General features: G+C 69.3%; 21 protein-coding genes and 5 pseudogenes. 12 read left to right on the top strand and 14 right to left on the bottom strand.

Features of this window, described 5'->3' with window-relative positions; translation table 11 throughout:
• Window positions 1–81 precede the first annotated feature (81 nt).
• From AB0G32_RS13835 to AB0G32_RS13825, 3 genes and pseudogenes are all read left to right on the top strand, one after another.
• Window positions 82–1,647, top strand: a complete 1,566-nt coding sequence (locus AB0G32_RS13835; RefSeq protein ID WP_361162341.1) for an FAD-dependent monooxygenase — start codon at window positions 82–84, stop codon at window positions 1,645–1,647.
• Between the two features lie 140 nt (window positions 1,648–1,787).
• Window positions 1,788–2,072 (top strand): annotated as a pseudogene (locus AB0G32_RS13830) (transposase); the annotation flags it as partial.
• A 97-nt stretch (window positions 2,073–2,169) separates the two neighbouring features.
• Window positions 2,170–2,703, top strand: coding sequence for a transposase (locus AB0G32_RS13825; RefSeq protein ID WP_361162339.1), 534 nt, complete (start codon window positions 2,170–2,172; stop codon window positions 2,701–2,703).
• 313 nt (window positions 2,704–3,016) lie between these two features.
• Here AB0G32_RS13825 and AB0G32_RS13820 read toward each other — a convergent pair whose 3' ends face one another.
• Window positions 3,017–3,970 carry an NADP-dependent oxidoreductase gene (locus AB0G32_RS13820; protein ID WP_361162337.1) on the bottom strand — a complete coding sequence of 318 codons (954 nt, stop codon included), beginning with the start codon at window positions 3,968–3,970 and terminating at the stop codon, window positions 3,017–3,019.
• Window positions 3,971–4,091: 121 nt separating this feature from the next.
• Between AB0G32_RS13820 and AB0G32_RS13815 the strand changes: the two genes are divergently transcribed.
• The 3 genes and pseudogenes from AB0G32_RS13815 to AB0G32_RS13805 all read left to right on the top strand — a co-directional run bounded on the left by AB0G32_RS13815 (window position 4,092) and on the right by AB0G32_RS13805 (window position 6,132).
• Complete coding sequence (locus tag AB0G32_RS13815; protein ID WP_361162335.1) at window positions 4,092–4,685, top strand: helix-turn-helix domain-containing protein; 594 nt, start codon at window positions 4,092–4,094, stop codon at window positions 4,683–4,685.
• A gap of 108 nt (window positions 4,686–4,793) precedes the next feature.
• Window positions 4,794–5,068: pseudogene (locus AB0G32_RS13810) on the top strand (hypothetical protein); the annotation flags it as partial.
• Between the two features lie 197 nt (window positions 5,069–5,265).
• On the top strand, window positions 5,266–6,132 hold the full coding sequence (locus tag AB0G32_RS13805; protein WP_361162333.1) for a mycofactocin-coupled SDR family oxidoreductase: 867 nt from the start codon (window positions 5,266–5,268) through the stop codon (window positions 6,130–6,132).
• A gap of 307 nt (window positions 6,133–6,439) precedes the next feature.
• Here the strand turns inward: AB0G32_RS13805 and AB0G32_RS13800 are convergent, their stop codons facing one another.
• From AB0G32_RS13800 to AB0G32_RS13785, 4 genes and pseudogenes are all read right to left on the bottom strand, one after another.
• On the bottom strand, window positions 6,440–6,736 hold the full coding sequence (locus tag AB0G32_RS13800; protein ID WP_361162375.1) for a helix-turn-helix domain-containing protein: 297 nt from the start codon (window positions 6,734–6,736) through the stop codon (window positions 6,440–6,442).
• Window positions 6,737–6,817: 81 nt separating this feature from the next.
• Complete coding sequence (locus AB0G32_RS13795) at window positions 6,818–7,252, bottom strand: NADPH-dependent FMN reductase (protein ID WP_361162373.1); 435 nt, start codon at window positions 7,250–7,252, stop codon at window positions 6,818–6,820.
• 43 nt (window positions 7,253–7,295) lie between these two features.
• Window positions 7,296–7,744, bottom strand: a pseudogene (locus AB0G32_RS13790) (IS5 family transposase); the annotation flags it as partial.
• Between the two features lie 761 nt (window positions 7,745–8,505).
• Window positions 8,506–8,751 carry a hypothetical protein gene (locus AB0G32_RS13785; protein WP_361162332.1) on the bottom strand — a complete coding sequence of 82 codons (246 nt, stop codon included), beginning with the start codon at window positions 8,749–8,751 and terminating at the stop codon, window positions 8,506–8,508.
• A gap of 15 nt (window positions 8,752–8,766) precedes the next feature.
• On the opposite strand from AB0G32_RS13785, the gene AB0G32_RS13780 reads away from it, so the two are divergent.
• On the top strand, window positions 8,767–8,916 hold the full coding sequence (locus tag AB0G32_RS13780; protein ID WP_361162330.1) for a hypothetical protein: 150 nt from the start codon (window positions 8,767–8,769) through the stop codon (window positions 8,914–8,916).
• 299 nt (window positions 8,917–9,215) lie between these two features.
• On the opposite strand, the gene AB0G32_RS13775 is transcribed toward AB0G32_RS13780, so the two are convergent.
• Together AB0G32_RS13775 and AB0G32_RS13770 are read right to left on the bottom strand one after the other, a co-directional pair.
• Complete coding sequence (locus tag AB0G32_RS13775) at window positions 9,216–9,773, bottom strand: XRE family transcriptional regulator (RefSeq protein ID WP_361162328.1); 558 nt, start codon at window positions 9,771–9,773, stop codon at window positions 9,216–9,218.
• A 3-nt stretch (window positions 9,774–9,776) separates the two neighbouring features.
• Window positions 9,777–11,981 carry a helix-turn-helix transcriptional regulator gene (locus AB0G32_RS13770; RefSeq protein ID WP_361162326.1) on the bottom strand — a complete coding sequence of 735 codons (2,205 nt, stop codon included), beginning with the start codon at window positions 11,979–11,981 and terminating at the stop codon, window positions 9,777–9,779.
• 447 nt (window positions 11,982–12,428) lie between these two features.
• Between AB0G32_RS13770 and AB0G32_RS13765 the strand changes: the two genes are divergently transcribed.
• Window positions 12,429–12,593 carry a hypothetical protein gene (locus AB0G32_RS13765; protein ID WP_361162324.1) on the top strand — a complete coding sequence of 55 codons (165 nt, stop codon included), beginning with the start codon at window positions 12,429–12,431 and terminating at the stop codon, window positions 12,591–12,593.
• 505 nt (window positions 12,594–13,098) lie between these two features.
• Window positions 13,099–13,239 carry a hypothetical protein gene (locus tag AB0G32_RS13760; RefSeq protein ID WP_361162322.1) on the top strand — a complete coding sequence of 47 codons (141 nt, stop codon included), beginning with the start codon at window positions 13,099–13,101 and terminating at the stop codon, window positions 13,237–13,239.
• A 66-nt stretch (window positions 13,240–13,305) separates the two neighbouring features.
• Here the strand turns inward: AB0G32_RS13760 and AB0G32_RS13755 are convergent, their stop codons facing one another.
• Window positions 13,306–13,557 carry an alpha/beta hydrolase fold domain-containing protein gene (locus tag AB0G32_RS13755; RefSeq protein WP_361162320.1) on the bottom strand — a complete coding sequence of 84 codons (252 nt, stop codon included), beginning with the start codon at window positions 13,555–13,557 and terminating at the stop codon, window positions 13,306–13,308.
• Window positions 13,558–13,734: 177 nt separating this feature from the next.
• Entirely contained in the window at window positions 13,735–14,046 is a 312-nt protein-coding gene (locus AB0G32_RS13750; RefSeq protein ID WP_361162318.1) for a sensor domain-containing protein, read from the bottom strand.
• 386 nt (window positions 14,047–14,432) lie between these two features.
• On the opposite strand from AB0G32_RS13750, the gene AB0G32_RS13745 reads away from it, so the two are divergent.
• A complete protein-coding gene (locus tag AB0G32_RS13745; RefSeq protein WP_361162316.1) occupies window positions 14,433–14,792 on the top strand; it encodes a hypothetical protein in 360 nt (119 codons plus the stop codon).
• 88 nt (window positions 14,793–14,880) lie between these two features.
• Window positions 14,881–15,930, top strand: a complete 1,050-nt coding sequence (locus AB0G32_RS13740; RefSeq protein ID WP_361162371.1) for a zinc-binding dehydrogenase — start codon at window positions 14,881–14,883, stop codon at window positions 15,928–15,930.
• Window positions 15,931–16,028: 98 nt separating this feature from the next.
• Here the strand turns inward: AB0G32_RS13740 and AB0G32_RS13735 are convergent, their stop codons facing one another.
• From AB0G32_RS13735 to AB0G32_RS13725, 3 genes and pseudogenes are all read right to left on the bottom strand, one after another.
• A complete protein-coding gene (locus tag AB0G32_RS13735; protein ID WP_361162314.1) occupies window positions 16,029–16,817 on the bottom strand; it encodes a GGDEF domain-containing protein in 789 nt (262 codons plus the stop codon).
• A 126-nt stretch (window positions 16,818–16,943) separates the two neighbouring features.
• Window positions 16,944–17,144 (bottom strand): hypothetical protein, encoded by a 201-nt coding sequence (locus AB0G32_RS13730; protein ID WP_361162312.1) that lies wholly within the window; start codon window positions 17,142–17,144, stop codon window positions 16,944–16,946.
• Window positions 17,141–17,332 (bottom strand): annotated as a pseudogene (locus AB0G32_RS13725) (hypothetical protein); the annotation flags it as partial. The gene AB0G32_RS13730 and the pseudogene AB0G32_RS13725, both read right to left, overlap by 4 nt.
• 183 nt (window positions 17,333–17,515) lie before the next feature.
• On the opposite strand from AB0G32_RS13725, the gene AB0G32_RS13720 reads away from it, so the two are divergent.
• Entirely contained in the window at window positions 17,516–17,989 is a 474-nt protein-coding gene (locus AB0G32_RS13720; protein ID WP_361162311.1) for a hypothetical protein, read from the top strand.
• Window positions 17,990–18,004: 15 nt separating this feature from the next.
• On the opposite strand, the gene istB is transcribed toward AB0G32_RS13720, so the two are convergent.
• Together istB and istA are read right to left on the bottom strand one after the other, a co-directional pair.
• Window positions 18,005–18,796 carry an IS21-like element helper ATPase IstB gene (istB, locus tag AB0G32_RS13715; protein ID WP_361162309.1) on the bottom strand — a complete coding sequence of 264 codons (792 nt, stop codon included), beginning with the start codon at window positions 18,794–18,796 and terminating at the stop codon, window positions 18,005–18,007.
• Window positions 18,793–20,380, bottom strand: a pseudogene (gene istA / locus AB0G32_RS13710) (IS21 family transposase). The gene istB and the pseudogene istA overlap by 4 nt, the downstream one beginning before the upstream one ends.
• Window positions 20,381–20,567 lie beyond the last annotated feature (187 nt).

The raw sequence follows: 20,567 nt of genomic DNA, 5'->3' as shown, positions 1-20,567 counted from the left end.
CGTCAGGTCGCACTGTCAGCCCAGGCTGACATGCAGTCGCGGCTGGACGCCTTCTGCCCGGCGAACTGAAGGAGACCTGCGATGACCGCTGACGTCACCATCGTCGGTGGCGGCCCGAACGGGCTGCTGCTGGCCTGCGAGCTACGACTCGCAGGCGTGCGACCGCTGCTCCTGGAGCAGCTGCACACCCGCAGCGCGGTCCCCAGGGCCAACGGGCTCGTCGGCCGCGTGGTCCAGGCGCTGGAGTTGCGCGGCCTGCACAAGCCCCTCACCGGTCGTTCCGGGCATGCGCAGCCGTTGCCCTTCTACCAGTTCAGTGGCCTGCCGCTGGACCTGCGCGACCTTCCCGACAACCCGCTGCACGCCCTCCAGGTTCCGCAAGCGCGTATCGAGCAGGTACTCGAAGAGCGCGCCCGAAAACTGGGCGTCGAGATCCGCCGCGGGCAGGAACTGACCGCCCTGCACCAGGACGATGACGACGCCGTCACCCTCGACATCCGAGCCCCGCAGGGCGCCTACCGGGTCCGCACTCGGTACCTGGTCGGAGCGGACGGCGGCCACAGCACGGTCCGCAAGCAGGCCGGCATCGACTTCCCCGGCATCACCGACGACAGCTTCGCCTCCTGCGCGGGATACGCCGTCATCCCCGACGCGCTGCTGGATCCCGCCACCGGGGATCTCGACCTGCCCGAGCCTGGCATGCGTCTTCGGCCGTACACCCACAACCGCCTGCCGGGCGGCGTGCTCACCTTCGCGATGACGCAACCCGGATCAGGCATCCACCTCGTAGCCACCTTCGAGTGGGACCAGCCGCCGACCGACGACAGCACACCGATGACCTTTGACGAACTCCGGACCAGCGACCGTCGTGTCCTTGGCGCAGACCTGCCGCTGAGCCCACCCACCACCCCCGGACCGCACCTGCTGCGCCACCTCACCGGCACCAACTCGCGACAGGCCAACGCCTATCGCGCCGGCCGCGTCCTGCTGCTCGGAGACGCCGCGCACGTACATTCCGCCGTCGGCGGGCCAGGGCTGAACCTGGGCATGCAGGACGCCATCAACCTCGGCTGGAAACTCGCCGCCCAGATCCACGGCTGGGCGCCCCCCGGTCTGCTGGACACCTACCACAGCGAGCGAGCTCCGGTCAGCCGGCAAGTCCTCATGCAGACCCGCGCCCAGATGGCCCTGATGCGTCCGGCAGCCGACATCACTGCGGCCCGCGACCTGCTGACGGAACTGCTCGACGACCCACGCAACCGCGCGCGCATCGCAGCCCTCCTGGCCGGAACCGACATCCGGTACGACATGGGCCACGACACCGGGCATCCACTGGCCGGACGGTGGCTTCCCGATCTCCGGACGCACATCACCGACGGCTGGGAACAGATCGCCGAACGGCTGCGCGCAGCCCGCCCCGTGCTCGTGGACCTCACCGGAAACTCAGCGACGGCCGCGGCCGCCGACGCCTGGACGGACCGGGCGGACGTCATCACTGCCCGGTCCGCAGACCGGTCCCTGCCGGCCTCCGCCATCCTCGTCCGTCCCGACGGATACCTGGCGTGGGCCGCGGATGACACGGCGGGACCGTCAATGCGCCACCACATGCACGAGGCACTGACCACGTGGTTCGGCGCGGCAGCCTGAATTGCGCCGACACATCGACACCCGGCCGATCCGCGCGGCGGTCAACGCCGGCTGTGCACGGGCGTGGAAGAAGGGCCTCTTGGTAGCTCGCGGATGTCGAGTCCAGCGAGGAGCAAGAGGCCCTGTTGTCGAAGTGTCGCGTGGTCGCGGTGGCCGGGGCCAGTCCGTCCATTCCTGGGTGTGACTGTCTCGCCCACAGGTTCGGGAACGCGGCCGACCGTCCGGGGCGCCGGCCCCGGTACGGCTCGGACCTGAGCGATGCCGAGTGGGCAACAGTGCGGGATCTGCTGCCGGTTCCAGGATGGCTGGCCGGCCGGGGCGGGCGGGCGGAGGGCTACTGCCACCGGCAGATGATCGACGCGCTCCGCTACCTCGTCGACAACGGCATCAAGTGGCGGGCGATGCCGTCGGCCTTCCCGCCCTGGCCGCGGGTGTATGCCTTCTTCGCCCGCTGGCGGGACGCGGGACTCGTGGCCGAGCTGCACGACCGGCTGCGCGAGGCGGTCCGCGACGCCGAGGGCCGTGACCGGGAACCGAGTGCGGCGGTCATCGACGCAGTCGGTGAAGGCGGACGCCACCGTCGCCCGCACCCCGCGGGGCTACGACGCGGGCAAGAAGATCAATGGGCGCAAGCGGCACCTGCTCACCGACACGCTCGGACTGCTACTGGCCGTGCTGGTCACCCCGGCGTCGACCACCGACCGGGACGCCGCCCGCCGCCTGCTGCCTGCGGCCCGGGGCCGCTTCGGGCGGCTGGCACGGGTATGGGCCGACGGCGGTTACACCGGCCACCTCGTCGACTGGAGTGCAACGCAGCTCGGCGTCGTCCTGGACATCGTCTGCCGCAGCGACGACATGCGCGGCTTCCAGATCCTGCCCCGCCGCTGGGTCGTGGAACGGTCTTTCGCCTGGTGCCTGCGCAGCCGGCGCCTGGTCCGGGACTACGAGCGCCGCACCGACACCAGCGAAGCGGTCATCCCGTGGTCGATGACCATGCTCATGAGCCGCCGCCTGGCCGCCCGGGGCCAGGGGCCTGTTCCGGCGCGGACGGCGTGAACCTGCCCGGTTTCGCCTCGACAGGAGTCCGTCAGCACGGCCCGGGCAGCGCGCGGTGAGACGGAGGTGCCCGAGGTGCCAACCAGGCCCGCGAAGACGGCGCCCTCCCGGAGGGCTTCCTCAAGGAACGCCGGACGCACGGGCGGTCGGCGAGGTCCGTCAGCACGCTGACCTGCCGTGGTCGGGGTCATGGTCGGGGTCCGCCCTCGTGGGTGGGGCCGGTGTGCTCCAGTGCGGCGCCGGCGGGTGTCAGGGCGTGTCGCCGGAGTAGTAGCCAGCGGGAATCAGGGATGTTGGTCTCGCCTGACCAGCGTCAGAGGCCAGGCGTGAGCGCCGTGAGATCGACGACGGTCTTCCCGCGGCGGGGGCCTGTCCCCGCCGCCGTGTGTGCTTCGGCCGCCTGGCTGGCAGGGAAGACCGCCTGGACCGGTACGTGGAACAGTCCCTTTTCGGCGAGATCCGCAGCGACGGCGAGTCCGTGGCGCCCGTCGGGCTGGCCGCCGAACTGGCCGAGGGAGAGGGACACCTCACGGCTGGGGCCGGTTAAATCCGCCAGGGTGACCACCGACTGAGGTCCGTTGGTGAGACTGATGAGTTCATCGAGCGAGCCGGCTCCGGCCACGTCGAGCGCGCGGTCGACGCGTGAGATGCCCAGCGCGCGAACCCGCTCGGGCAGGCCAGGCCCGTAGGGCAGGGGGGTCGCGCCGAGACCGGAGAGGAATTCTTCGCTGCCGGGGCGGCCGGTCCCGACGACACGGGCTCCGCGAGCCACGGCCAGCTGCAGGGCGATGCTCCCGACACCGCCCGTCGCGCCGTCGATCAGCAATGTCGTGTCCTTTTCCTCGCGCACGCCGAGCAGGTCCAGCGCACGGGTCGCCGTCTCCACGCTCGTCCCGGCGGCACCTGCCTCCTCCCAGGACCAAGCGGCCGGCTTCACCGCCCAGAACGCCAGGACGGCGAACTGCGCGCTCGCCCCGCCCAGTCGGGCGACATCGACGGCGCCGAACACTTCGTCCCCGAGGGCAAAGCCTTCGACGCCCTCGCCGACCTCGTCTATCACACCGGCCGCGTCCACGCCAGGGATGTGGGGCAGGGCAAGGCTGTCGCGTGAGGGTGACTCACCGGCCCGCAGCGCGAGGTCGACCGGCGAAACCCCGCTGGTGCGGACCACGACGCGCACCTCGCCCGGGCCTGCGTGCGGCTCGGGCGCGGAGCGGACGCCGAGTACGTCGGGGGAACCGAAACGGTCGAACTGTACTGCTTGCATGATCACCTCTCCGGCCCGGAATTTCCGGGCGCTGCCTTACAGTAAGCATGGATGTGGAGCAGGTGTTCCGTATCAGGCTGAAGTGAGAATCGCGGAGATCGAAGTGACTCGGAAACCACGCGTGGACGCGGAGCTCAATCGGCGCCGTATCATCGCCACCGCCCGCGCCGCCTTCGCCGGCGAAGGGCTCGACCTGCCGATGCGGGAGATCGCCCGCCGCGCCGGTCTGGGCATTGCCACGGTCCATCGGCACTTCCCGGCACGTACCGACCTCGTCACGGCGGCGCTCGCCGAGCTTGTCGCCCAATGCCGTGGGGACATGCAGGCATCTCTCGACGAGCCCGATCCCTGGCGCGCGCTCAGCGGCGTCGTACACAGCTTCGCGGAGCACCGGTTGCAGGACCGCGGGCTGAATGAGGCTCTGTTCGGTTCCCACCCGGCGGCGGCGGCCTTCGCTGTCGACCGCCGCGAACAGGCACGGGCAATGGAGCAGCTCGTAGACCGCGCCCGCGAGGCGGGTGCAGTGCGTCCGGACGTCACAGTGGATGACGTACGCGTATGCCTCCGCGCCATCGCCTCGTTCCGTCTGGCGCACTCCGCCACAGACCTTCAGCGGCTCGTCGAACTCCTCCTGATCGGGCTGGCAGCGGACGACAGCACCTCCCCCGAGATCAGCGCACGGCTTCTCCGCGCACGTCGACAAGCCACAGCGTGAGGGCGGGGTTGATCTGCTGTGTTCGCGTGCCGGCCGAGGCCAGCCGGCAGGTGTGGGCGCTGAGGAGCGCGCAGGGATGCTCGCTTCCGGGGTGGTGTGATGGGCCGGTATTGCCGCCGTCGCCTCCGGGCCCGGGCATCGCGCCGAAGATCGCCCGCCAGGCCACCGCCCACGGCACCGGCCTGGGGAAGCCCCGCTGGGTCGTCGAGGTACCTTTGCCCGGCTTCACCAGTTCAAACGGCTACGAACCCATACGCGCCGATCTCCACGACGGCCTGCTCCAACTCGCTTGCAGCATCATCTGCTTGCCACGACTCCGCACCTCGTTCCACCTCGTTCTGAAACGATCAGCTACTCGGCAAAGAGTGTATATAGTTGACTGATATCGCGCTAGGTTGGTGTACGCTGAAACTGGTCGCTGCCCGCTGATCCACCATGTCCGAAGGACGTCGGCCGAAGGACTCCCGAGAGGGAGGCAGCAGTCCGCGTCCAGGGGAGGCGACCCGCCGAGTTCACCGCCGAGCGGTACCGGTGCCTCCACCCGCGACGGCAGCCGGACGCCGAGCAGAGGGGTACTGCCATGGCAGGACGAGTCAAGGGGAAAGTCGCGTTCATCACCGGAGCCGCGCGCGGCCAGGGGCGCAGCCACGCGGTGCGGCTGGCCCAGGAGGGCGCTGACATCATCGCCATCGACCTGTGCGAGAACATCGCCACCGCCCACTACCCGCTGGCCGTCGAGGCCGACCTGGCCGAGACTGCGCGGCTGGTGGAGAAGCTCGGCCGTCGGGTCGTCACCCGCAAGGCCGACGTCCGTGAGCGCTCGCAACTCGCCGCCGCCGTGCACGACGGGATCGCCGAACTAGGCCGTCTCGACATCGTGGTGGCGAACGCCGGCATAGCGCCGCTGGGCAGTGACGTGCCGCCCGAGGGCTTCTTGGACGCGGTGGGAGTGAACCTCGTCGGTGTCATCAACACCGTCGAGGCCGCCTATCCCCACCTCGGTGCCGGCGCGTCGGTCATCTGCACTGGATCAAGCGCGGGTTTGATGCAGGGAAGCGTCGACAGTCCCGAGAACGGCCCCGGCGGATTCGGCTACTCGCACTCCAAGCGCGCGGTCACTCGCTTCGTGCACGACCTCGCTCGTCAACTGGGGCCCCGTTACATCCGCGTCAACGCCGTGCATCCGACGAACTGCGACACCGACATGCTCCAGAACAAGCCGATGTACCGGCTCTTCCGGCCCGACCTGGACAACCCCGGCCGCGAAGACGCCGAAGAAGCGTTCCGGAGCACACAGAGCATCCCCGTCCCGTACGTGGAACCGGAAGACATCAGCAACGCGGTGCTCTTCCTCGCCTCCGACGAATCCCGGTACGTCACCGGTCTCCAGATGAAGGTCGACGCGGGCGCGGTGCTCTCGCGCAGCACGTCAGGAGCCCCGGACTGACGTCGAGTGGAACCGGCGCGATGAAGACGTATGACCCGGCCAATGCCCAGGGCCTGGTCCGGGCGGCGGCGCAGGCGCACCGGCAGTACACCGCACCGGACGCCCTGATGAGCGCTGGCTTCCTGCGCTTCATCTTCCGGGAGCTCGCTCCGAACAATCGGTTCGACGTCAGCCTGGGCCGTACCCGCAGGTGGAATGGGCCGCTCGTGTCGTGGAGTGCGTGCGGGGCTGGGCGACCAGGACTTCTCACCGCTGATCGAGGGCATCAGCGACATCCTGGCCGACCTGGCCGACGAGGCCGAACCGGTCAGCGTGGGTGACTCCGGTTCTCTCCGCTCGCGGCGCCGCGCCCGGGGGCTCCGGCGCCCGCCTGAGCCCCCGGGCGCCCGTACAGCGCTACGTATCTGCCGCCGCTCGTCGCGGCGCTGGCGCAGACGGCAGCCGAGGTCCTTGAAAAACCGCAGCTGGCTTTATCGGTTGAGTTCTGACACCGCTTGTCGAGGGAAGGTGTGTACCGCTCGGATTCGATGGCGTTGATCGTCTGCCGGGGGACCCCGAGGGCCGTGCCCAGTTGGCCCTGGGAGAGCCCTCGTGACGACCGCAGTCTCCTGACGCTGTTTCGCAGGTGTAAGGCTTACGAGTCTCCATTCGAAACGGGGCGGCTCATGGTGAGGCGTGGATGTGATCAGCGGGGTGTCGTTGGGGTGTCGTGCAGCGCTTGGGACATCTGGGAGTCGATGGCGGCGAGCGTGGGCACGACGGAACCGAAGGTGGCGTCGAGGTCCTTCAGCTGCCAGTGTCCGTCGATGTCGTCGCCGGTGATGACGGCCTCCACGTGGTCCAGGACCCGCATGCGCAGGCCGTGCAGGACCTCTGTGAACTGTTCGGCGGCCTTGGTCCCGCCCCGGGTGCCGTAGGTGATGAAACTGGCCGGCTTGTCGCGCCACTCCCGGTACAGGTAGTCCAGCGCGTTCTTCAGCACCGCCGGGTAGCCCCAGTTGTACTGCGGGAACACGAACAGGAATCCGCCGTAGGACTGCGCGGTCCGGCTCCAGGCCCTGGTGTGCTCGTGCTGGTAGTCGCCGAGCGCCGCTATGAACGGCTCGTCGAGGAAGGGCAGGTCGACCTCGGCCAGGTCGAGCAGCTCGTAGCGCAGCTCGCTCCCCGGTGAGTGTGACCGCGAGCGGGGTTCCGTGACGGTCGACGATCAGGTGGTGCTTGGAGCCAGGGCGAGCCCGGTCGACGGGCGAGGGGCCGACGTGATCCCCCCTTTGAGAGCCCGGACATGCGACCCGTCCACGGAGCAGTCCTCCAGGTCCAGCAGACCGGCACGGCGAAGCTCGGCCAGCAGGGCGGCGTGCAGACGTGGCCAGACGCCGGCCTTGGTCCACTCCCGGAGGCGGCGCCAGGCCGTGACTCCGGAGCAGCCCACGGTCTCGGCCGGGACGTCGCGCCAGGCGACGCCGGTCCGAAGGACGTACAAGATGCCGGCGAGAGCCGCCCGGTCCGGAACGCGAAGTCGCCCGGGATTCCGACGGCGCCGTTCGGGTGCGGGCGGCAGCAGCGGGGCCACCCGCTCCCACAAATCGTCAGGAACAAGATCAGCACGCACCCGGACACCCTGCCGATCAAGATCGACAAACGCAAGATCCGCAGCTCCAACTCATTCTGAAACGATCAGTAAGTCGGCGAACTCGGATCTTGGCTGTCAGGGAGAGGACGTGCTGCCGCGTCCGCGCGTGAGGCGAACACCGTTCCGACTCCCTGGCTGATTGGACGAGCGGGCCTCACGCAAAAACACACCACGAGAGGACTTGTCGTGAAATACGTCGCTAGTGTTCTGGCCGTCATCTGTCTGTCTTCCCCCGTTTCTCGCGGTGCCGGCCCAAGCCAGTCCCCCCGCCCGCAGCGCTGCTTACTGCGAGGCCGAGAGCATCACCCCTGGTGCTGACGGAAAGGACGTAGAACTGACACAGAAGACCCCGCTTCATTCCTACGGACCGTACGGCGCCTGCCCCGGTTTCGATATCCCGGCGAAAACGGTAGTCACGTACGACTGTTACACAGTGAACATCTACGGGAATACGTGGACCCATATCTCGGATCCCTACATCGGTTGGATATGGGACACATACCTGCCTGACAACGGCAGCCAAATTCCTTGCTAGCTGGAAGCAGCCGTGGCGGACCGGAACGGGAGTCGCACGACCCCTGCATCGACGATCTGGCTCTGCCGTTGAGCAGGTCATGCTCCTCGTACGGGAAGGGGCTGGACCCTGGCGCCGGGCGGGAGGGCTACGCTGCGGGAGCGGCGGCCGTCCCGGTCAGGCGCACCAGGTCGCCGGCGAAGCCCGGGTAGCTGGTCGCCACCAGCTACCAGCCCTCGACGACGGTCGTTCCCTCGGCCGCGCACGCCCCGGCGACAGCGGCCGTCATCGCGATCCGGTGGTCGCCGTGGCTGTCGACGCGGACCGCGCGCAGCCGGGAAATGCCCTCGAGGACCATGCCGTCCTCGGTCTCGGTCACCCGCACGCCGAAGGCCCGCAGCATCGCCGCGGTGGAGGCGATCCGGTCCGACTCCTTGGCCCGCAGGTCCTGTGCGCCGGAGATGACGGTCATGCCGTCTCGGTGTCGGTGGGTCTGCTGAGCGCCGCCGTGGCCGGACTCGGCACGACGGGCCTGTTCTTCATCCCGGCCGCCGTCAGCCGCCAGCTGCCCGACGTCATCCGGCGCTCCTGTCGTACGGCGGCCGCGTCCGGCGACGCGGACCCGGACCCCCTGTAGGCCCGGCCGCCTGATTGCCCGGCCCGCCGTACGACGGGCATGCTGCCCGTTCTGCGAGGAGAAGGGGAGAGCGTGTCCGAACACTGGAGCTGCTGTTGAAGTTCACCGACGCCGCGATGAAGAAGGACGACATGTGGGGACCCTCGCCCGGATCGAGGCGTTGAACGCCGTGACTACGCCGATTACCAGCAGGCCAAGAAGAAGCTCGCCGAAGAGAAGGCCGTCGCCGGCTGACCGGCGGCGTGTGGGAGGGGCCCCGAACCGGCGCGCGGTTCGGGGCCCCTACCGTGGGCGGGTGATCACAGCTCGATGTCGAGCCGCTCCACGTCGGTGAACTCCACGCTCAGCCCGTGCGCGCGGCTGTTGTTGGCGCGGAAGTACATCTGGGCGAGGCCGTCGGCCGCGATCTGCTGGAGCTGCTGCTCGGTGGCGCCCTGCTCCCGCGCGGTGAACAGCTGGTCCGCGAAAGCAGGCGGCAGCGCCTGGGTGATGTCGCGGATCCGGGCGTCATCGGTGGTGCCTGCGGCGGCTTCGAATCCGAAGCGGGCGCGAGTGGAGACGACCAGGCCGTCCGTGGTCGCCGCCTTCTTCCTTGCCTTTGCGCGGATCTGCGGCTGCCACCTCTTCTTCACCTCGCGCTCTATGCGGCCGCGCAGGTCCTGGCGGGGCCGCTTGAGCTGCCCCTTGACGTACCGCTCCACGGTGCGCTGGGAGATTCCGAGCGCCTGGGCGGCTGCCTTGGTGCCCTTGAGCTGCTTGACCAGGTACTTCATCTGCGCCTGGGCGCTTTGCGGGATGCGGCGGGTGAACGCCCCTTCCAGCGCGCGGTCCAGGCTGTCCGCGAGCGAGTCCACCACGGCCTACTCCCCTTCTCCGGCGCTCTGGTCGGTCTTGATGAGGTTGGAGATGTTGAAGACGCCGCCGCGCTCCTCGAACTGCCGCTCTGCCCACAGGACGGTCTGGGTGCCCTGGTGCTTGACCATCCCCGGCGAGACCCCGAGCCGGAACGTGCCCGGCGCCGGCTTGCCGTCGGGCGTGTACGGCAAGACGTCCAGCGGGGACGGGCCCGGCGAGGGGTAGACGATGGCGTCGGTGCCGATCGCGACCGGGTACAGGTCGGCGGCGGCCGCCGTCTTCATCAGCTTGCGGTGCAGGCCGGTGCGCTGGTTGGCGAGCACGGCGGCCCGGATGTCCGGGCGCCAAGTCCAACGGTCCAGCGCCGGGTACGGCTCGTAGTACGGCACCTGCCCCCGGGAGCGCTGGCGCAGCTTGCCGATCGCGCCCTTCGCCGTCGCCTTGATCGCGGTCTCCAGCAGCGCCATCGTCGGGTCGACCTGCTTGCGCCGCGCCATCGCCTCGAGGAAATCCGGGCCCTGGAGGTCGGTGGTGACGCCCATGTCGGCCATCGTCTCCACGTAGGCGTCGCGCAGCCGCTTGTACCAGGAGTCGAGGTAGCGGCCGGTCTGGGTACGCACGTACGCCTCGATCGGCGCGACGTCGAAGCCAAGTTCCACCGCGTAGGCGACGGTGGGCGTGGCGTACCAGGCCGGGCCGGTCGGGCGCTCTCCGGTCGGCGTGAACGGAGAGGGGAGCCGGTCGCCGTAGACGGTACGGCCGTTGACCCGTACGCGGGACAGATCCACATGGCTGAGGTCGACCAGCCAGGAGCCGGGCAGCGCCGGGTCGAACGCCGGATTGTTCTCCAGGTGGGTCGGCCCGTTCAACCCGACCGTGAGACCGTTGGCGGCGGCGGCGAACGACATGTTGAGGTCCACGACGACCAGGTACGGGTTGGCGCACTCCTCATCGGTCAGCGGCCGGCACCAGTCGTACGGCTCCTCCATCAGCATCTCTGCCGGGGTACGCATGTGGTGCCGGGCGAACTGGCCCTTGAGGATCGGATGTTCGTCGGGGACCTCGCACGGCACCACCGGGTGAAGCTGGGTGAGCGCGTCCTCGTTGTACGCCCGCTCGAACTCGCCGGTCGCCGGGTTCTTCTCCGCGCGGGTCGCCGGGCGCAGCGCGGTCATGAGCTCCAGGCCGGTCGTCGCGGTGGAGCCGCGCGGCGTCATCACCCGGGCCGCGTACAGGCCGAGGTACTGCACGAGGTCGGCCGGGTGCATCGTCAGCAGCAGCTCCGGGTCGTCCTTGCGGCCCCACTCCCTGGTGTCCAGGGCGTTCCAGGGCAGGATGCACAGCTGGACGCAGCGCCGTCGGGAGCCTTCGGGGTCGCGGTAGAGCCGGGCCCACGGGCCGAAGCCCCGCTGGGTCATTTGGAGGCCCGCGCGCTCGATCTGCTTGACCACCTTGTGGCCGGACGGGAGTCGGCCCGCATGCCGCTCCTCCTCCGACAGGGCGACCGGCAGGCCGAAGCGCTCCAGCGCGGATGCGGTGAGGGCGAGGATCGGGTCGGCGTCGCGGCCGTTGCGGTGCAGCCGGGCCTGCCCGAGGCGGGCCTCGGTCAGCGTCCAGTCGACCAGCGCCGGGATCGTCTTGGCGGGCACGTCCAGGACCAGGCCGCCGACGCAGTACGCGGAGACCTGCCCGTCCTCGCAGTCGATGACCGCGAGCGGCCCGTTCTCGAAGCGTGGGTCGTCGGCGGCCGCCGACGCCGTGGTCTTCTTCGCCACCGTCTTCTTCACACCCGGGCGCCGCGACGTCGCAGCAGGCTTCGCGGCGGGCGTCGGTCGTACGGCAGCAGCCGGGGGCGGTGCCGCTGGGGCTTCGGCCGCCGGGGCGGGAGCGGGCGAGGGGCCGGTGAACGACTCCGGGGCCACCGGCACCGCAGCGTCGGGCGCGTCGGCGGCCGGGGTGGGGAAGCGGGCGGCGAGGCCCTCCAGCAGCCGGGCGTACGCGGCGCGCTTCGGCAGCCGCGGCTCGGTCTTGCCGGTCTCCCAGTTCCCCACGGCCTCCCGGCGGGCGTCCAGCGCCTTGGCGATCTGCGCTTGGCTCAGGCCCGCCGCCTCCCGCAAACGCTTGCGCTCCGCGGGGGCCGGCAGGTCGTCCTGCGCGACTTGCTCCAGCAGCGCATCGACGGCGCTGAACAGCTCGCTCTCAGTGGACACAGAGGTCACCTCCATAGACATCATGACAGATCGCACACTGATTCGCGCACTCAATCGCGCATCAATCGCGCGATGGGTGAGAGTGCAAGACGCCCGCAGGGTGATTGACAGCTCCACCGTGTTCGTCGCGTTCCGCATCAGGTGCTGCCTGTGCGCCAAGAACATCCCACTCGCCGGGGGACGCTGGCTGGCGCTGATCACCCCGCTGACACGGCCTCGGCCCCCGTGGCAGTGTGCGGTGATCGGATCACCGGACGGCAGAGCGCTCCTTCCGATCGTCGGCCCGGCACCGTGCCTCAACTTGGTGATCGCCACCCGGGACGGGCACGTCCTGCGCCAGTTCCAGTTCCCCTACAGCGAGCGGCTCCTGGCCCGCAGTCCCGAGGGCTGGGCGTCGGCGCCCCGGACTGGAGGCCGGCCCCCGCCCCGCAGTCCGGCGGCGAGCTGGTGCCGCCGATCCAGGCCGCGGTGAACTTCTCCTTCATCCCGATCGAACTGGACCACCCCGACCCGTTCGGCGTCACCGTCGTGCTGAGGGAAGAGGACGGCTACCGCTTCAGCCTGACCGAAGCGTTCGCCCGCTGTTCCCGGGGCACGGGACTTCGACGATGACGCGCCCTGCCGCATTCAGGACACGGACGACCTGATCAACGCCCCGTAAGCGGGACGAAGCCGAACGGATTCGCGCTGACCGGCTCCACACCGCTTACATCGAGGTAAGCGAGCAGGTCGGCTGGATGTGCTTCGACGCCGGCCAGCACCCGCAGGCACAGCGCATCTACCGCACCGGCATGCGCCTGGCCCGTGAGAGCGGCACCTCACCGACCATCCGCCAGGCGACCCCAACCTCGTCGCCTCCACCGCCTATCAGGCCACATGACTGGGCCACCACAACGACGCCGCCGCGCTCCTCGACATCGCCGCCCGTACACCGGACCTTCCGACCGCAGCGGCCTCGGTCATCGCCGACCGCCGCATCTACGCCACAGGATGACGGCACGACCCTGACGCGGTTCTCCGGTCCCGCGACGAAGCACTCCTCCGCCTCAACTCCCCGGACGAGCGCACTCCCTGGTGGGCGACCTGGCTCATAAAGAACAAGGAAGCAGTTCCAGCGATGGCCGCCAACCTGGGGAGACTGCTGAGCGCGGGGCGCCCGGTCCGGCTGGTCGACCACGCCCTGGCCGTCTTCGGCGACTACTTCGGGCAGGTCACCGATCCGGCCGACCGCAAGGCCGTCATGTACCTGCAATGCTAGGGCAGGACACCCATCACCAGGTGCGCCCCCTTTCTCGGGGGATGAGCGTGTTGGGCCATGACGTCGTCAAAGACCTTGGGCCGGTTTCCGTGACGACGAGTTGCTTGCGCAAGCATTCCAACGGGTGGTGGTCCACCGACGATGCCGACCGGGGACGCCGTGGTCCAGGAGGCGTCGGCCGTAGGCCAGGTTCTCGCCACGCAGCGGATCGAACTGCGCGACCGCGAGGTAGGTCGGGGGCAGCCCGGCCAGGCTCGTGGCGCGGCCGGGTGCCGCGTAGGCGCTGGCTCCGTCGCCGCCCCGGATGCGGCGGGCCACCGAGGTAGTGGTCCCAGGCCCGCTCGGCGGCCGAGCGGGTCCAACCCGGAGTGTCGGTGAGAGCCTGCATGGAGGCGGTGTCCAGGCGGCAGTCCAGGAGCGGTGAGACTAGGCACCGCAGGTGCAGGGCGGGACCGCCAGCAGTACAAGAGGGCTGTAGAGGTACTGAACACCGAGTCAGCGGAGATCGGTGTAGGTATTCGGATCCCTGGTCACGGTCCGCAGACGCCGGCGGAGCGTCCCGGTCAACGGCGCATAGGCTTCAGGGATCTCGCGGCCCGTCCACGAGGCCACCTGCCGCCGCCTCACCCCGGCGATCCGGCGGATCAGCAGGACCGTCTCCGGCAGCATCCAGGCACCGACGACAGCCAGAGTGCCGACGCCCGCGATGATCAACACCGTGACGAAAAGGTACAGGCCAAAGGCCATGGCCGCGGTCAGCGCGAGGTGAGTGGTGGCACGTGAGGCCTGCCGCGTGGTTCTCCACATGACGTCAACGCTATGCCAAAAGGATCACATCCGAGGATGAGCGCGCACCACTGCGTGGGTGTGGCCAGGTACACCTTTCGGCGTCGCTGAGGGCCGGCGGCCTGTCGATCCTGACGCGCGTGGAAAGGGTGTGGAGGCCCTGGTCCCCGCACCGGGCGGCCCGGCATCCCAGGCTCGTCCGTCGTCGTACGAGGTCTCTCGGGGCCCGACCGCCGAACACGCACCGGTCCGGGGCCGGGTCGCGCGGTATCGCGGCTCGACTCGGTACGGACGGATGGTGTAGCGCGCTACACCACGGGTTCGGGAGTGCGCTCCCTCGCAGCGAGCTTTCCCGCACGGGATCGTTGATCGCGTCAGCCAATCACCTCGTCCCCAGGGAATCCGCCGTGAAGAACCCGCTTTCGACCGTCCTGCTCTGGCTCGTTTTCCTCGCGGGGCTCGTCGCCAGCGCGGGCTCCGGGGCCGTCCTCGACGGCACGCGGAAAGACATCGCCACCTACGCGGGCATCGTTCTCGCGCTGCTGGCGGGCTCGCGCATCGCACGGCGGCCCAGGATCAAGGCGTTCCTCGCCACCCGTCCGGTCCTGTGGTTCCTGTTCCTGTTCAACGGGGCCGTGGCGGCCTACTGCTACCTGATGGTCGACGGCACCCAGGGGCTGATGGCCGCCGTGATGATGGGCCTGGTATCCGTGGGCGCCGGTTCCGGTCTGATCGCCGCGCGCAGGCGGAACCCGACGGTGTCCTGAACCGGGTCCCGAGCCGCCCTCCGGGCCTCACACCTACCTCCCCCAGCCAATTTCGAACAACGAGAAAAGCGGAAACCCGATGAGCACGATGAGCACGATGAAGTCTGTTCGCACCGGTGGCGACAACGCCATCGAGGTGGTGGACACCGCCCGGCCGGTCACCGGTCCCCGCGACGCACTGGTACGCGTCCGCGCCTGCGGCATCTGCGGCACCGATGTGACCTTCCTGCACATGGGCGGCATGCCGGCCCACGCCCACCTGGGAGGCGAGCTGACCTCCATCCCGCTGGGCCACGAGGTGGCGGGTGAGATCGTCGAGGTCGGTGCCGAGGTCGCCGGTCTGCGGGTAGGTGATCGGGTCGTGGTCAACCCGCAGGACGAGACCAACGGTGTCATCGGCTGCGGTAGCAGGTACGGCGGCATGAGCGAGTACCTGATCATGGAGAACGTGGAGATCGGAAGGAGCGTCGCCACCTTCCCCGACTCGGTGCCGTTCGAGGTGGCGTCACTCAACGAACCGATGGCCGTGGCCCGCCATGCCGTCAACCGTTCCGGGGCGAAGCCCGCGGACAAGGTGGTCGTCTTCGGCGCGGGGCCGATCGGTCTGGGTGCGGCGATCTGGCTGAAGCTGCGCGGAGTGGCACATGTGGTGGTCGTCGACGTCATCTCCTCCAGGCTGGAGAAGGCGCTCGCCGTGGGGGCGGACGCGGTCATCAACTCTGCCGAGGAGGACATGACCGCGCGGCTGACCGAGCTGCACGGAGAGAGTGCCAACGCGCTCGGGCAGCCGAGGCCGGGGACGGACGTCTACTTCGACGCGGCTGGGGCCGCGGCAGTGTTCAACACCGTGGTCGACAACGCCAAGTGGCACGCCAGGCTGGTGATGGTGGCGGTGCAGAAGAAGGGTGCGGAGATCGATCTGGGCGGGATGCTCCGCAGCGAACTGACTCTCATCGCCTCCCAGGGCTACCCCACGGAGATCTTCGAGGTGACACCCGAACTCGTCCAGCATCACGCACTGTTCGCCAGGCTGATCAGCGACTGTGTGCCGTTCTCCGAGGCCAACCGTGCCTTCCGGCTCACGATGACCCCTGGGGCGGCGGAGAAGGTCGTCGTCACCTTCGGCGACGACGCCTGAGCGAAACCGACGACCGCGGAACACGGTGCTGCACGAGCGACGAGGCCGCGGCCGGGCCTCAGCGGTGTACGTGGGTGACAGCCAGGCGACGATCATGCTCACGAGCGTCGAGGCGCTGGTGCTGTCGCACTGGCGGGCAAGGCCGCAGATGCTGCCTGATGCTGATGCCGCGGATCCAGTCGCCTTCGGGGAGCGTCGCGGTGCTCCTGCGGCCCGCCCCCACACGGCCGTGCCCAGCCTGCCCGCCCGACGGCCGTTGATGGATGGGATGGCACGGTGACGTGCTGCGCCGTCGCGAAAGCCGCGCGACCGGAGTGCTTGCCGTCGTAAAGAGCGGCGTCGGCGGCCCTCTGCAACGCGGTCAGGTCCCGGGAGCCGATCGAGGCCGGGTTCGCGGCGCAGACCGAGGCGGCGACGTTGACGGTGCGGCCGTCGTCCAGGGTGACCGGGGCGTGCAGCATCCTCACCAGCTGCTCCAGGCGCTGCGCGTGGCGGGCGACGGGCAGCTCCAGGACCACGGCGAACTCATCGCCTCCGAGGCGGCCGGCGGCGGCGCGCGGGCCCGCCCACGCGCTGATCCAGGCCCCGAAAGCCGCGAGGACGGCGTCCCCGGCCGGGTGGCCCATCGTGTCGTTGATCTGCTTGAAGTGGTCGGCGTCGACCATGACCAGCACGGTGTCGTCGCCGTGTCGGGCGAGGATCCGGCGGGCGCGGGCGGTGTAGGCGTCGCGGCGCAGCAGGCCGGTCAGCGGGTCGCGGCGGGTGGCGGCGAGCTGCCTGTGCAGCGTGACCGCGTGGACGGCCCAGCCGGTCAACGGCACGGCGGCGGTCGTCAGTAAGAGGGTGCGCTGGCCGATCCGGCCCTGAACGCGCAGGAGGGACGACATACTTGGGTTCTCCGTCTCGTCTCGTACGGGATGGATGGGCCCGGGGCAGCCGACGAAGCCGCCAAGCAGAGCGGCTGTCCCGGGGCGGAGCTACAGCGCGAAGTCGCTGCGGGTGGTCCAGCTGGCTCAGAGGTCCAGATGGATCGTGATGGGCCGCCGGGGGTCACCGGCGTGGGTGTGGACGGTGCGGCGGTGCGCGGCGAGGCCGGCGCCCCCGCCCTGGATGGGCAGGTGGCAGTCCGGGCAGCCGTGGAACCAGTCGTCACCGTCGAGGAGGTTGGCCGGGGTGAGCGGGTGCGGGTGCGGCCCGTCGGCTGCGCGGCTCACCGGCTCTCGCCTCCGGCCGGCTGCCGGTCGGCGAGGACCAGGAGCTCCGCGGCGAGTTCCGGCGCGGACAGGATGGTGCGCAGGATCGAGGTGATCCCGTCGCGCTCGATCGGGTTGATGCGGTCCCACACGGCGTGGGCATCAGCGTGAACTCCGATGGCCTTGAGGTAGTCGGCCTCGGACGTCGCGGTGTTGGCTGTGTCACCTTCTCCAGGAGGCGTTTATCGCCGTCTTCGGGAGTCGCACATCGCTGTTGGAGAAGATCAATAGCGGTGAGAACTGAAGTCGCTCACGCGTGCGAGTGCTCGTGCTGGCGTGGAGGGGCAGGGCCGTAGAGTGGACTCCTCGACAAGGCGGTAGGGGCAACGGCTGTGGAGATCACCGTCCAGTGGATCCGGACGACCTGGACGAAGGAATCGCGGGGCGGGGATGCTGCGGCTCGACGGAACGCGGCCCCGGTCGGCTTCGCTCTCCCGCATGAGGCGGTTGCCCTCGCGCATGTGATCCGGATGCATGAGCGCGACGGCTTCGAGCCGTATGACAGCCGGGAAGTCCTGAGCAAGGTCGATGTCCAGCTCCGTGAAGCAGATGACCGACTGCGGATATTTCCGCGAGTGCAGCCGCTGTTTGCCCTGCCGCCTCGGAAGCGGCGGCCACCGGCTGTCCGGCTCGTTCCCGGCCAATGGGTCCGCTGGCAGCTCAACTACCGTTTCAGCAGTGCACTGGGTATCCGGGGCTGGACGTACTGGTTGGACACGTTCAACATCGCATACGGCCCAGTGAATGCCGATGTGTTCTTGTCTGCACCCACCGTGTTCATCGATGAGCGCGGACCACTCCGGTAGTTCGAGTGGACGTGATCATCCGATGGATCGTTCGGCCTGGGCTTTGGTTTGGGCGAGGCGGTAGGAGTCGGTGCCGGTCTCGATGATGTTGCCGCCGAAGGTGATGCGGTCGACGATGGCCGCGCAGAGCCTGGGATCGGTGAACGTCTTCGTCCACCCGCCGAACGACTCGTTCGAAGCGATCGCCACAGAATTCTTTTCCTCACGCTCCGTCAGAACCTGGAAGAGGAGTTCGGCGCCCCGGCGATCGAGTTCCATGTAGCCGAGTTCATCAATGCATAAAAGATCGACGCGCCCGTAGCGGGCGATGGTCTTGGCCAGCTGCTTCTCGTCGGCGGCCTCGACCAGCTCGTTGACCAGCTTGGTCGCCAGGACGTACTTGACCCGGTATCCCTTCATCGCGGCCTCGGTCCCCAGCGCAATGAGCAGATAGGACTTGCCCGTGCCCGAGTCTCCGATCAGGCAGAGCGGGTGGCCCTTGCGGACCCATTCACAGGTGGCGAGGGTGTTGATGGTCGCGGCGTCGATGTTGGGATTCGCGTCGTAGTCGAAGGCCCGCAGTGACTTCTCTCGCGGGAACCCGGCGGCCTTGATGCGCCGCTCCGAGCGTCGACAGGCCCGGTCGTCGCACTCGGCCAGCAGCAGTTCCGCCAAGAAGCCCCGGTAGGACATCTGCTCGTGGGACGCCGCCTCGGCGAGGTCGGGGAACTGGCCGCGGATGGTGGGAAGCCGGAGCATCCGGCATGCCTGGTCGATGGCGGTGGTCGCGGCTTCCTCCGTCAGCCCGCGGTTGCGTTTGGCGTTCATGTCGCTTCTCCCTTGCTCGGAGCACTCCCGCCGCGCCGTCGCAGCAGCTGGTCATAGGCGGCAACCGACGGCAGCGGCCGGGTGTCGGGCGGCAGGTGGGACAGCCGCCAGTCGGCGAGAAAGGTGACGGTGGCCCGTGCCGACCTGATCTCTCCGGGCTCTGGCGGTGGGGAGGGCACGGGCTGGTCCGGCATGTCGCCATCGGCGATCTTGCGGGCCTCCAGCGCGACGGCGTCCGCTGTCAGTGCCCCGGCCCGCAGCGCGACCGCGAGCCCGGCGACCACATGCTCGTGGCTCATGTGCCGGGCCAGCAGCAGCACCTGGATCAGGGCCTTGGTGCCTTCCTTGTCGCCGTGGGCCGCGCGGGCCGCGTCCCACCAGTCGTCGTGGACCGGCGTGAACCGGCCAGCCGAACGAGCCTGTTCCAGAGCTGTTGACCCGGGGAAGGCGCCCGGCTTGCGGACCACGGCCTCCAGGTAGTGATCGAGGACCAGGCGCGAGCCGCCCTGCGTGCTCAGCCTTTCGTGCCGGGCCACTTCCCGGCCGTCGTCGAAGACCACCAGCTCGGAGGCGTGCAGCAGCACTCGGAGAGTCTTGCCGATCAGCCGGACCGGCACCGAGTACCGGTTGGCGCGGACCGTGATCTGTCCGTAGCGGTCGACCCGTGGGGTGAACCAGCGGCCCGTCTCGAACGGTTCGACGGGCAGTGGTTTCAACTGCGGCTGTTCGACGGCGAAGTATTCGCCGATCGTTCTGGGACGTGAGCGGATGCGCCGGCCCTCGTCCTCAAGGTCCCACCGGTCGACCATCTCGGTCAGCTCGGCGAGGGTCGCGACTTCGGGGACCGGCACGAAGTGGTTGCGGCGGAAGTAGCCGATCTGGCCCTCCACCCCGCCCTTCTCGTGGGCGCCCTCGATGCCCGGACGGCAGTAGAAACTCTCGATCCCCCAGTGCGAACGGAAAGCAATCCACCGCTCCGGTTCTGTGCGCTGCCGGGAGAACCCCAGGACCTGGGCGACCGCCGCCTTCAGGTTGTCGTAGCGCACCTTGCCGCGGGGCACCCCGCCCAGCACGGACAGCGCGTGGACATGGCCTTCGAAGAACGCCTCCTGGCCGCAGGAAGCCGACACCCGGTGCACCGCCTTGCCGGAGTACGACAGCCGCAGCGAGAACAGGTAGCAGCGGGTGGGCACCCCCGCCAGCACGATGTGGACATCGCCGAAGTCGACCTCCGCTTCGTCCCCCGGCATGTGGGACTGCGGGACGAACATCTCCTCCGGCCCGCGGCCGGCCTCCCACCGGATCTCCTTGCGCCGCACCGCGACGTAGGCGCGGACCATCCGGTAGGAGATCCCGGTTGCCGCGTGCTCGTCCAGCAGCCGGTCGAAGATCCTCTTCACGGTGTGCTTCTGCTTCGGCGGCGCGTCGAGGTCCGCCTCCAGCATCCCGTCGATCACCGGCTTATATGGGTCCAGCCGGGTCGGACGTGGTGCCTGCTTCTTCCGGGGCTCAGGCCAGTTCGAGTCCAGGGCCTTGCGGATCGTCCGCCAGGTCGCCCCGTACTTGCGCTCCCAAAGCGCGCATCGACAGGCCGGCACGGTGGTCGCGGCGGATCGCCGCGTACAGCTCGACCTTGCTCGCCGGTATGTGCACAAGGGCCCCCAGCGGGAGAAGCACACCGATCGTCCCACTGCAAGGCTTCAAGTGCCTTCAAAACTGGGCGACATCACCCTTCGCGATACGAAGCCGCCTTCCGCACTGAACGACAAAC

Origin of the sequence: Streptomyces sp. NPDC023723, assembly GCF_040639815.1 — a bacterium.
GTDB lineage: Bacteria > Actinomycetota > Actinomycetes > Streptomycetales > Streptomycetaceae > Streptomyces.
This window is presented reverse-complemented; position numbering and strand designations above follow the sequence as displayed.